The sequence below is a fragment of the Sphingobacterium corticis genome, from assembly GCF_042684745.1.
GTDB lineage: Bacteria > Bacteroidota > Bacteroidia > Sphingobacteriales > Sphingobacteriaceae > Sphingobacterium > Sphingobacterium corticis.
The window spans coordinates 540,456-553,568 of the sequence record NZ_JBHUMA010000006.1 but is presented as its reverse complement, the minus strand read 5'-3'; the positions used below and the strand labels follow the sequence as shown (position 1 = coordinate 553,568).

The 13,113-nt window shown below is 41.9% G+C and carries 8 protein-coding genes; 4 read left to right on the top strand and 4 right to left on the bottom strand.

The genetic code is table 11. From position 1 onward, the window contains the following. Positions 1–25: 25 nt before the first annotated feature. Positions 26–2,428: a TonB-dependent receptor gene (locus ACFSQ3_RS08430; protein WP_380869099.1), complete on the bottom strand. Its 2,403-nt coding sequence runs from the start codon at positions 2,426–2,428 to the stop codon at positions 26–28. A gap of 95 nt (positions 2,429–2,523) precedes the next feature. Between ACFSQ3_RS08430 and ACFSQ3_RS08425 the strand changes: the two genes are divergently transcribed. The 4 genes from ACFSQ3_RS08425 to ACFSQ3_RS08410 all read left to right on the top strand — a co-directional run bounded on the left by ACFSQ3_RS08425 (position 2,524) and on the right by ACFSQ3_RS08410 (position 8,828). Beyond that, complete coding sequence (locus tag ACFSQ3_RS08425; RefSeq protein ID WP_380869098.1) at positions 2,524–3,630, top strand: cadherin repeat domain-containing protein; 1,107 nt, start codon at positions 2,524–2,526, stop codon at positions 3,628–3,630. 224 nt (positions 3,631–3,854) lie between these two features. Next, the gene (locus ACFSQ3_RS08420; protein ID WP_380869097.1) at positions 3,855–6,653 is read left to right on the top strand and encodes a TonB-dependent receptor; all 2,799 of its coding nucleotides are present in this window, start codon (positions 3,855–3,857) and stop codon (positions 6,651–6,653) included. Between the two features lie 80 nt (positions 6,654–6,733). Next, positions 6,734–7,747, top strand: coding sequence for a metallophosphoesterase (locus ACFSQ3_RS08415; protein ID WP_380869096.1), 1,014 nt, complete (start codon positions 6,734–6,736; stop codon positions 7,745–7,747). A gap of 7 nt (positions 7,748–7,754) precedes the next feature. Then, complete coding sequence (locus tag ACFSQ3_RS08410) at positions 7,755–8,828, top strand: phytase (RefSeq protein ID WP_380869095.1); 1,074 nt, start codon at positions 7,755–7,757, stop codon at positions 8,826–8,828. Between the two features lie 84 nt (positions 8,829–8,912). On the opposite strand, the gene ACFSQ3_RS08405 is transcribed toward ACFSQ3_RS08410, so the two are convergent. The 3 genes from ACFSQ3_RS08405 to ACFSQ3_RS08395 form a co-directional block, all read right to left on the bottom strand. After that, entirely contained in the window at positions 8,913–9,947 is a 1,035-nt protein-coding gene (locus ACFSQ3_RS08405; protein ID WP_380869094.1) for a S41 family peptidase, read from the bottom strand. 113 nt (positions 9,948–10,060) lie between these two features. Beyond that, positions 10,061–12,268: a hypothetical protein gene (locus tag ACFSQ3_RS08400; protein ID WP_380869093.1), complete on the bottom strand. Its 2,208-nt coding sequence runs from the start codon at positions 12,266–12,268 to the stop codon at positions 10,061–10,063. Positions 12,269–12,280: 12 nt separating this feature from the next. Next, positions 12,281–13,111: a DUF3823 domain-containing protein gene (locus ACFSQ3_RS08395; protein WP_380869092.1), complete on the bottom strand. Its 831-nt coding sequence runs from the start codon at positions 13,109–13,111 to the stop codon at positions 12,281–12,283. Between the last annotated feature and the right edge of the window lie 2 nt (positions 13,112–13,113).

The window sequence follows — 13,113 nt, the reverse complement described above, 5'->3', positions numbered from 1 at the left end:
TGCGGATGCTGTTTTCATTTTTGACTTAAATTTCCATCCGCAAACCCAGCGAAATATTTCTTCCGGGCAATGGCGCCAAGTATTTTAACGGAGAATTCTGCGGTCGTGCTTCCGCGTTCAATAAATTATTGCAATCCACGTAAGTTAATAACGCTCTATCTAGGATCGTAAATCGGTGACCAACTCGTGCGCGAACCATCGTATAAGCAGGCATAGGCCGCTCTAAGTTGATATTTTTTCCTAAAAATCGCTGTTTCAGATAACGATCTAGCGAGGCATTGAACATCCAACGTCCGTGCTGCCCACCTGCCGAAAGGCCATAGCGACTGGTTGGCAAATTAGGCATGAAGTCGCCTTCCGCCCATTGTCGCATGTCGTCGTCCGATGTATTCCGATTTTTGACCAAATCGAAAAACGCCAAGAATTCCAACATCGAGCCCTCCTGCCAGGTATAATGATAATCCAATTGTGCTTCCCACCCGCTAATCTCTGTGTCCGAAGCGCGCCATTCCTTTACCAAGAATCCACCCGAACGCGAGATTCCAGTATGCGCTAAATACAGATAATTTTTAAATGAAGATGTATAATGACTTCCGGAAAGTTGGAGATTTTGGAATTTCATTCCTACTCCTATTTCATACGAAAGTGCTCTTTCCTGAGGTGACCGATCGTCGCCATTTTCCTCCACCAGAATTGCAAAATGATCATTTCCGGCGTATAGCTCATTAAAATCCGGCGCGCGCTCCGCATGACTTGCTGCACTGCGCACGAAAAAATTTGATGATATATCCCAACGAATATCAGCAGCCGCTTGATGTAAACCAAAATCACGATCCGACAATTTCCCTCCTGCCATTCCGCGACTAACCACATAACCTTCGTCATGCACCGCTCTTCTCGCCACCCAATCTCGCCGATAACCTAAGCTAGCGTTAACACGTTTAAAATCAAACTTCTGCAAAGTAAATATGCCGAGTTCGCGACCGGAAACATCGGGTAGATAGCGCTGTTCGCCATCACTTTCGATCTGCATATCGGAAAAATCTACTCCGGTCGTACCGCTCCAGAATCGCCATTTTTGCTGATTAACCTCACCTCGAACGTTATGTCGTTTACTATCGAATTTGTTTACGCGATAGATGCCGACCAATTCCCGATCGTCGCCTCGCTGATAGCTGTATCGAACGAGTACTTCTGAAATAAAAAGATTGTCTGACTTGTAAGCACCTTCGAAATGACCGCTATGCGACAAGGTTCGTGTGTTGATGGGCAAATACGTCGGCTCGACCATTTCTGCCGGATTATGTGTGTGCTTTGGCTTCGCTAATTGGGCGAATGCGGGAATGCCATAATAACCTTCGATTGCCTTGTAGCCCATCCCTAAGCGGAATTTATTGTGCATGTATCCAGCTCCAACATGCACAGATCTGCTATCTGCATGGCTATTTGGCATAATTCCTTTGCGAACCGGAGCATAATCTTGAATGCCAAGGACCGTACTATTATAACGCGGTGTATCTTCAGGTTGCCCGGCAATGTAAAGTGGGTTTGGATCATTCTGAACACGTTCTCCATCGATATTCGAATAAGGTTCGTTGGTATACAATTCAAATTCTGACAATCCCCATTCGGGATTGTTGATATTTTCCTGAACAAAGCGACTCAAATATCGATACAGCGTTAGATTCATTTCGCTTCGCCGATCGACGTGCACTTGTGCCATATCCGCAGTTAAGTGGTCAATGTTGGGATCGTACGCAACATCCGATTTCGTGTTTCCCGGAATGCGCAAATTGCCGTGTTGCTGCTGAGATCCTCCGATATGCCAAGCCCATCTTTTTCCTGCATTTCCTTTGACGGAAATAGATTCTCGATGACCCGCGTTTGTACCCGCTTCCACCACCGCCGATCCCTGAACTTGTTTCTTGTACACAGCTTTTGGAATCGTGTTATCGATAAGGTTTATTGCTCCACCAATCGCGCGCCCGCCAAACAGTACATTCGCTCCCGCTTTGTAAATTTCTATGCCCGAAAGGTTTTCTAAATCAATTTGCGTATTGATATTTGGCGTTATACCCGATAAGTCATTAAGTGACAAACCGTCCGCCATAACGCGAACGCGATTTCCACTCAAACTCCGAATCATCGGCATTCCGGCGTTAGGTCCGAATGATGCATTCTGTACGCTTGGTGTCCTACTTAACGTTTCGCCCAGCGTTGTAGATTGCAAAATATTTAGCTGTTCGCGATTGATGAAAACGCGTTTTCCGTCGCGAGTTCCCTGACCAATAACCGTGGTGATGGGTATTTGAATTGTTTTTAGCGAATCTGTTTTCTCGTCTCGATTTTGAGCGAGTAGCGCATGTGAAAACAATATACTTATAGATAAATAGGCAAAACGCATCTTATTAAAATGGTGTTTGGGCATGAACAGGCTGCAAAATTAAATAAATAAAATATAAATGCAACATTATTGCATTTTATAATGTTGATATGTAGCTTTGCCAAAATTTCAAGAAACATATGAGCTTTAAACACCAAATCAATCGCCTAGCAATGCTACTAAGCCTGCTTTTGTCGGTCCTAATTTTCTCCAACTGCAAAAAGGAAGAAACACCTCAAGATATTCCTATGGGACTTCCTGCTGATCTGAGTATTCCATTCGGAAGGATACAAGAAATCGAACTCGATAAATCTTCGTTAGACAAGAAATCCACGCAATTTTCTTTGGATTTCAGCAACATAGAAAATTTAGCTATCACAAGTAATTTATCGCTCCGACAATACCTAGAAAAAGGGATTATTATTGATCATGCAACAAAGAAAATAATTATCTCAACGGAAGAACTATTTCCGAACGGTGCTACTTCAGCGATTGACGGAAAGCAAATACCAGATTATTATCAAGTAACCGTAATTGCCACTGATCAAAATGGAGCCGTCGTAGGAAGACAAAACGTAAATATCAAAATACAATCGCCCAATATTCGATTAATCAACAAGGACACCGATGCGAATGCGGAATTCAGTTATATGCTTTATGGGGAAACAGAAAACAATCATTTTAACCTATCCTTGTCTGACGATGCTCAGGCGACCGGAACGTGGAAAGTAGCGACGAAATCTGGTTCTGAACAAATAGCAAATGTATCGGGAAATACGCTTACCATAAAAGCACTAGTAAACAAAAAAGACAATGAGGAAACAAGCGTAACGATTCAGTCCTCCTTCGAAAAAGACGGCTTTACGATTGCGTCAAGAGATTTTCGAATCATCTTTATCCCTCAAATCAAGTTTTTCTTCGGCCAGTATTATCCAGAGTACGACTTAACGATCAATATGAACTTGATACATATTGCGTTATCAAACGCATATGTATCGAGTGCTCCAGCATTTTTTCCGGAGAAATACAAGGGAAAATTTCGAATTGACTCGATCGAAAAAGATGGAAAAGCTTTTGATGATGTGAATAATATCTTCAGTATTGATGAATCCAGCGGAATTATACGCGTTATGAAAAACCAAACGCTAAGCGCAGGTCGGTACACCCTAACTGTGGAAGCAAAAACGACTGTTGGGTTGACTATGAGAAATACGTTGACCTTAGCAATGGAACCGCTTACGGAATAAGTTAATATTACGTATCAGATATAAAAACATTGTTTTGCCCATTGCGTGAGGCAAAACGATGTTTCTATATTTTTCGCCATAAAAACCTGACACCTTTTTGCTTATTCGAAGCGCACACACCGCTGTGGAATCACTTTCTTTGGTATATCTTAACACAAGCGTAACACCCAAATAATCTTTACTTATCATATCGGTAATACTTTTGTCCCAAAATAACTACCCTTATGAAATTACTCTATTCGTTACTATTTATGTTAATCTGCGGGCATGCATTTGCTCAAAACACGATCCTACAGGGGAAGGTTTTAGATGCATCCGATAATTTTTCCCTTCCTGGTGCTACACTTCGTTTGGAAGAAGGCAACCGACACACCGTCTCTGACCAAACAGGATCTTTCGAATTTCTTAATGTGCCACGAGGCACTTATACGCTAAGCGTAAATTACATGGGTTATCAGTTGTATAAACAACAGATAACTACTGGAAATAATCAACAACCTATCGTGGTTTTACTTCAGCCAGCAAGCCAATCTATGGAAGCTATTGCCGTACTTGGGGATATGGCGAAAGGACAAGCGAAAGCGCTGAATCAACAGAAAAACAATAGCAACATCACCAATATTATCTCTTCCGATCAAGTTGGTCGCTTTCCAGATCAAAATATCGGTGATGCGTTGAAGCGCGTACCCGGCATTACGATGCAAAATGATCAAGGCGAAGCGCGAAATATCATTGTTCGCGGTTTGTCGCCAGAATTGAACTCGGTGACCATCAACGGCGATCGTATTCCATCCGCCGAAGGCGATAACCGTAATGTACAGATGGATTTGATTCCTTCGGACATGATTTCAACCGTTGAAGTAAACAAAACGCTTACTCCGGATATGGATGCTGACGCGATCGGTGGTTCGGTAAACTTGATCACGCGCGCTACACCAAACGGACAACGTATTTCCGCTACATTAAGCGGTGGATACGCGCCAATCCGTGGAAAGGGCGTCTATAATGGTGCTTTAGTTTATGGAAATCGTTTTGCAAATAATAAACTGGGTATCGTAGCGAGCGGAACATTCCAATCCCAAAACTTTGGTTCGGATAATATAGAAGCTACTTGGAAAAACGACGGCGGACGAATTGATATGAGCGAGATGGACATCCGTAAATACGATGTGCAGCGTATCCGTAGGAGTGTTTCTATCGCGTCTGATTATGAATTTGATGCTAGAAACCGTATTGAATTTAACGCCATTTACAACTGGCGTGATGATCGTGAAAACCGTTATCGCACGCGCTATACAGATCTAGAATGGAATGAAACAAATCAAAACTACAACGGACGTATTCGTCGCGAAACCAAAGGAGGTCTAGGCAGGAATCCAAATGATAATACACGTTTTGAACAGCAGCGTGTGATGAATTTCTCTTTACGTGGAGAGCATTTACTTGCTCCCACCCTGGACTTTGATTGGGCAGCAAGTTACTCCAAAGCACTAGAAGACCGTCCTTTGGAGCGCCTTATCCAATTTCAGCAAGATAACGTAGCGTTAACACAAGATTTGAGTGATCCAAATCATCCATTCATTCCAGATAACTATCGCGACTATTCCAAGTTCACGCTACAACAACTTACTCAGAAAAGTGATTATACCTCAGAAGATGAGTTTGGGTTCAAAGCAAACGTCCGCTTTCCATTTAGCGTTATTCCTGAACAAAAAGGCCGTATTCGCGTAGGTACCCGTTTGCGTTTAAAAAACAAAATGCGTGAGAATAATTACTTCACTTATAAACCAACTACACCTTTCGGAGGAATGAACAACCTTCCTTTAGTGGATTGGGCTGGCGAAAATTATGGACCGGGAAGTCAATATGTACCTGGATCATTTGTTGACAAACAATTTTTAGGCTCTTTAGATTTAAACAACCCCGCTTTGTTTACGGAATCCGCTAAATTGGAAGAGTTTTTAGCATTAAATTACTCTGCTAAAGAAACCATCTTCGCTAATTACATCCGTTGGGATCAAAACTTTACGGAGCGTACATCTATGATCGTCGGTGCCAGAATGGAATACACACGTATTAATTATACTGGAAACTACGTACAGTCGGAAGAGGAACTTTTGGGACAGGTGAATAATAAAAACAGCTACCTAAACATTTTACCTAGCATCTCCTTCAAACATGATGTAACGAATGACTTTATCTTAAGAGCTGCCATAACAACCGGTTTAGCACGACCAAATTACTATGCGCTGGCGCCATTTGTGAGTACTATTCCTGATGAGCAATCTATTGAAGCAGGTAATCCAAACTTGAAAGCTACTTACGCTACTAATTTTGACTTCATGGCAGAAAACTATTTTCAAAATGTCGGCTTGGTGTCGGGTGGTGTTTTTTACAAACGTCTTAAAAACTTTATCTACAACTACAGCGATCCAAACTATAATCGCGAAAAATTCGCTGGAGATTTTCCGAACGTAGAAAACCCTATTCCGGCGGATAATAATTTGCCATGGAATTTCCTGCAAGCACGTAATGGCGAAAGCGTAGATGTCTATGGTTTAGAAGTTGCTTTCCAACGTCAATTGGATTTTCTTCCAGGTAAATTTTTAAAAGGATTCGGCATCTACACCAACTATACATTCACTAAATCGGTTGCTAAAGGTATTACGAACGAAGATGGCGAAGAAAGAACTGGTTTAGGTTTGCCTAGAACAGCTCCACATATGTTTAATGGTTCACTATCTTGGGAGAATAATCGCTTTTCTGCTCGATTATCGGCAAACTTCGCAGCCGCTTATTTGGACGGGATTGGTGAGACCGCCTTTGATGATCCTTATTACGATAAGCAATTCTTCTTGGATGCAAATGCTTCTTTCAAGATCACACCTAAATTGCGTGTGTTTGCGGAAGCAAATAACTTGACCAATCAGCCATTGCGCTATTACCAAGGCAGTCAAGAACGCATGATGCAATTAGAATATTACCGCGCTCGCTACACAATGGGTTTAAAATTCGATTTGTAGATCGTAAAACAATATTTAATAACTCATTACATGCGACGGAGCTATACAGCTTCGTCGCATGTGCTATAAACACAGAATCGATGAAATACACATTTTTTACCGCATTAATGCTTTCCTGTAGTGTATCCGCTTTTGCGCAACACAACATGACGCCATTTGAGTATGAGAAACAAACCGGTTATTCCGGCAAAAATATCACCGGACTGAATTATCAAGAGGATAGTTTCAACTTTATCGTTTTAGGTGATTTTGGCCGCGTGGGCGATTATTATCAACGCGATGTAGCGCGGGAAATGGGACAAGCAACAATCGTTTTGGATGCCAGCTTTATCGTTTCTGTTGGCGACAATTTCTATCCCGACGGCGTAGAAAGCACACAGGATTATCATTGGATTTCCTCATTCGAAGAAATCTATAAGGATCCTTCCCTTTATCGCGCTTGGTATGTAGCTTTAGGCAACCACGATTATCGCGGTAATGTACAAGCACAAATCGATTACTCAAAAGTAAGTCGTCGATGGAATATGCCTGACCGTTATTACAGCAAGAAGTTTAAGATGGAAAATGGTAAGCTACTTAAAATGATCGTAATGGATACCAATCCATACATCGAAAGTTATTACAAAACGCCCGAAAAATATTTGAACCTTGCCGAGCAAGATACCGCTGCGCAACGTACTTGGTTGACTAAAGAATTAGCTGAAAATGATCCCAATGTAAGTTGGACCGTCGTTGTTGGTCATCATCCGCTTTATAGTGGTGGTCCACGAAAGGATATTATGGATACCAAACGATTTGAACAGCAATTTGCCGACTTATTCGATAAATACAAAGTAGATGCGTATATCTGCGGACACGAACATGATCAGCAGGTCATTAAGCCAAAAGGACGCTATACTACCCAATATCTTACTGGATCGGCTAGCGAAGTGCGTCGTGGCGAAACCGGAAAACGCGAAGGAACGATTTTTTCTGCCGGCGAACCAGGATTTATGACTTTTTCCATTTTGGATAATAAATTGACCGTACATGTGATCAAAGCAGATTCAAACGGCAACGAAGTCTTATATAAACATCAACACACCAAAAAATAATTATACTATGCGTATTAATCATATTTTATTTTTTGCCGTAGCGCTTGCCTTTCAATCTTGTGGCGATCGTTTGGCCGCTGTTGCGCCCAACGCCATCAAACCGACAATCGTTACAGAAGCTACCCAACATGATACAGATGACCCTGCATTTTGGATTCATCCGACCGATCCTAGCAAAAGCTTGATTATCGGCACAGATAAAGAAGTCGATGGCGGATTATATGTTTATGATCTAGACGGAAAAATCGTGAACAAATTCTTGAATATGCAACGTCCAAATAATGTTGATGTAGCTTATAGTCTGGAGATCAACGGTGTGAAAACGGATATCGCCGTCACTACAGAAAGAAAAGCAAATACGATTCGTATCTTTTCTTTACCTGATTTAAAGCCAATCGATAACGGAGGTATTCCAATCTTTGAAGGTGAAACGGGAGAAGATGAGCGCGATGGAATGGGCATTGCGCTTTACACCGAAAAATCCGATTCCTCGGCAACTATTTACGCTATTGTCGGAAGAAAAACAGGACCTTCAGGTTCATATTTATGGCAGTATAAATTATCTGCTGATGAAAACGGGAATGTGGAGGGTGAAGTCGTTCGCAAATTCGGAAAATACAGTGGAAACAAGGAAATAGAAGCTATCGCCGTGGACAATGAGCTGGGCTACGTGTACTACTCGGACGAAACATCAGGAATCCGAAAATATTATGCAGACCCGAAAAAAGGAAACGAAGAGCTAGCTTTTTTCGGACAAAAAGATGCCCTGCGCGATCACGAAGGCATTGCGATTTATAAAAAAGATGCCACTACAGGATATATCTTGGTTTCCAACCAGCAGAAAAATTCCTTTTTAGTTTACAAACGCGAAGGCAAAAGTGAGGATCAGCACGCGCATACGCTCATTGCTGAAGTTCCTGTTTCAGCGGTTGAATGCGATGGCGCAGATGCGATGAATTTAAACTTTGGACCGAAATTCCCGCAAGGTATGTTGGTTGCTATGAGTAACCATAAAATCTTCCATTATTATGATTGGCGGATTATTCAGCAGCGGATTGATGAAAACCTATTAACAGATTAGGATTTTAGGGCATAATAAACAAGCATTCCTTCAGGGAATTGCTTGTTTATTATCGTATAAAGATCTCGTTTAAACTAATCCTTTCTACTCAGCAAACCATTCAAGCGTTGCTTTGATTTTAGCATCATCTTTTAGGGATTCGAAATTGTCTCCACCTTTAATTATTTGATCGGGCGAAACAGAACTTTCATACATTACGCCCAATCGATCGCGAACTAATCCTCCTGCGAAAGTGACTATCGGACCATTTTTAAACATTAGCGTTTTGGTGATATTGGAACTTTGCGGATCCGTGTCTTCACCGAAAAAACGCACGTTAGGCAATCCTTTTAAAGCAATAGCGGTTTGAGATGAAGCGCTCGCAGTTAAAGGACTAAGAAGTACCGCAACTTTTACACCATCAAAATTGCATTTGCATTTGGTTTTTCCTAGTGCAACATTGTCTTCAAAAAGTTGTCCATCAATCAGCTCATATTTGGACTCAGTGCCATTCCCCCAAACTGCATCAAACAGCTTTCCGTCGCCTAATATGGGAGCGATACTATTCAATAACAGCGGCATATTTCCTCCCATGCTAAGTCGCAAATCCAAGATTAATCCGCCCTCGGATTGCGACCTTGCCGCACACAGTGTATCTTGGATTTGCTGCGCCATTTGCGATATGTATTTGACGGCTTGCTCTTGAGCTGAAAATGATTTCGTAGGAATTTGTGGAGATGGAATAGCGACATATCCGTATTTACCGCTGATTACCGCTGAGCGAAAGGCAAAATGTTCATTGTACGCATATTTTTGTAACTCTAACTTTTCTTTTGCGCTTTCATTTTGTTCGCCAACAAATGTAGCCCAACCCATCTGAAATAATCCATGCTGATCCCCAATATCAGAAAATATTTGCATCACAAACGGCCCTACAGCACCTTCAAAATCTTGGACATTCAACGTATCTAATTGTTTCAAATACTTCGCTTTGTCCAGCTTATCCTTGTAAATGGATTCCTTCGAAAGTGTTTGAACAATGGAATCTAGAATTTCTCGATGTTGCGCAAAGGAAGTTGAACTAATGAAAAAGAAAAGTGAAGCAATCGTGGTACTTATTGAAATGCGAGATAAATTCATAATAAGTTATTAAACACTGGTTATTTCGCAATAATACGAAAGTTATTTTTTTTCACAAAAAAACCGATCCTCTTTCGAGGATCGGCACCACCAACACAAACGGCGCAATTAAATCACCAAACAAATCTTACTTTTATTCCTTCTGGATTATTTGCAAATCGGAGTAAATAGGTTTTTGAATCTTCGTCCCAATTTTTCTCCTCGAAACTTTCTTTTAAATCAATAGCTACCGATTTTGGCTTTTTAGGCAATAACACCCGCGATACGTTATCGGTATCAATCGGACTTTTCGCTACAAACGAAAATGCATTTTTATCCTGTTGTTCGTCGTATATACGGCTAGCCCCTGCCAACACTTTCGCCTTCTTTTTGTCTTTTACCAAATTTACATTCAGAAAATACCCTTGCTCTCCGGGAACAATCTTCCGCTTGTTGTAAATCGGCAGATTTGGATCGAACAAATCAATCAGTTTGCCTTGAAGCTCAAACGGTTCGGTTGATACATTTTCATCCAGCACCGCAACCAACTCATAATGTCCGCGTTGTAAATAAAAATGGTTTTTGAAAGTCAGTTCCTTACCAGTACTCGCTTGGTAGCGCGCATGCACCGCATCAACCAAAAGCTGATGCTTGCCATCCGATAATACGTATTCTTTTGGATCATGACGAAGGATTTGTACTGTTCCTTTTCCGAACGAATAAGTTCCTTCCACCGCCCCAGCACCAATGCCCATTATTTCAAAAAGGTGATCCGACGGCGTTGCGTATTGCTTTCCTTCGGTGTTCCACCATTCTTGAACGGACTGAAACGGATCATTATCGGTCGCACTGTAAATCAATTGTCCGCCTTGCTTTACCCAATCCGCCAACTGATTGTGTGCCATCGAATCCAATGGTTTCATATTGGAGTACGTCATTAATAACACCTTCGTTTCGGCCAACGCGGCTGGATAACCTAAATTTTCGATATGCACCGTCTTAACCGGAATACCTTGCTTTACGAAAGGTAACGTCAAACCATAAAAGTTGGCAAGTTGCGGATCATCATATCCTTTATGCGTAGGAAATCGTTGAAACATCAATGAGTTTCCCATCAAGACCGAGATACCTTCACTACCCGACAATTTGTTATCGCTTTTTGGCATATCATTTAGTGAATTCACCATGATCTGCATTTGGGTAGCATATGGTTTTGGAATTTTTGCTTTCTCCTCGCTATTTGACGACACGCGATATAAGCCTTCATAAATACGCTCTGGCCACGGCATAATTTCGTAATCCGAAATATTTGGATACAATAATTGTGCGGTAAACGTAGCTTGATAATTTCGCTTGTAATCATCCCAATCTTTCGCTCGATCTTCGATCGGATCAGTTAGAAAAAACATTTTTCGGCCTGTCGGCGCAGTCATGGATTCCATAGATCCATATTCCAAATATGCCGTTTCAAAAACACGTTCGCGTTCCTTTCCGTCAAACCAATTTGGTTCGCGTGAAGTTCCCGTCCACACTTGAGCGATATAGCCATCAACTACTGGAAGCGACGCTAAACTTGCTTCCGGAGAGACGATCATCCATTGGGAGTAATTGACTAAAGAATGCGTAGGTACATAGCATTTTACATCTATCCCTTTGGATTTCCCATATTCCTTCGCAAACGTAAATACCTTATCCAACGCATTGTAATACAACCAATATTTTAGCTTATTGGACAAATAGGTGTTTTCGGGCGATTCGTGTTGCGGGCGCCAATCGAAACCGTAATACTTCTTCCACTCGCGTTTAAATGCCTCGCTATAACCGGCTCTTGCCCAAAATTCAGGTTCCTCCAAGAATATAGCATCAATGCCAGCATCAATTACCGGCTTAATATGTTCTTCGTTAAGGTACTTGATGAAATTATCCGTAGGCACCAAGTAAGGCACCATGTGTCCGTGCCAAATGGTATCCTGCATCTGCGTTACCTGCCCTTCATCCAAATGCATTTTTCCATCCCAAGCGCCCGTAAAATAATCTTGGTATTCTCCCCAAGCAATTCCCGTCATGAAATGAATGGTATATCCATTATCTTTCCAAGATTTTACGCGATCTGAAAATGGCCATTTCTTACGCTTATCTGACGGATTACCTTTTACCCCGTAAATCATCACCGCATCTGCCCGATTATCGATCGTTGGTCGCCATTCGGCCGATGATTGGAACGTGGTTTTTACCTGATCGGGTTTCTGTTGACTATATGCGGATGGCGCCGCCAACAATGTCATTCCGCCAAATGCGCAAAAGGATTTCCAATAAATGATTTTATTCCCACTTCTTTTCATGATTGAACAGTTCTAATTCACCAACACTTCTTTCGCTTCGTTGTAATTCCAACGGCGAACACCACTTCCGACAGGCGTGTCGCAATTGATTCGTGCTGCTGCGCGAATGTAAACAGTTCGACCAGTCGGAATCTGTCCATTGGAAACGAGTGTGATCGTTTCACCAAATAATGGATCAAACGATTTTCCGGCGTAATCCAATCGGCTCGACCAGCGTTCGTCGCGCGCCCGATAACCGATGCTCGAAGAATAACTGACAAAGAATTGAATATCGGTCATGTTTAACAAATCATCATTGTATTGACGAATAGGTTCCATTTTAGACTTAAAATCTGCTGAATTCACAGCCCGCGTTACCCGAACCTGCGCAGTAATCTTTCCATTTTGCACCGTAGGTTCTCCCACCCACTCTACTTGCAAAAATGGTTGCACTTCAAAACGCACGTCGTGACTGGATTCCAAATCCATTACGATACTTTCATCAGCCACAATGGTTCCATCTTGACTGCGTCGAAGAATGGGAATAAACGGCCCTTCGATATTGATGTGATAGTTTCCCTTAAATATTTTTGTATTGCGGAATTTGCCGTTTGGCATACAGTAGAAATCAGGATTGTGTTCTACATTATCTCCCCAACTCAATTCTGTCAAACGGACACGAATGCCTTCTGAGCCTTGATCGGTCAGCACGGGCCGACCGGTCGCTACATCTACCACTTCACCGTTTATGGTCACATCGGGTGCGTCGTAATTATCTATTTCAAAGAAACTACAGGAGCTTGAACCCATAGCTATTAAGCCTAAAATCACCCAACTTGTTACTCTCGTTGTTATCTTTTTCATGG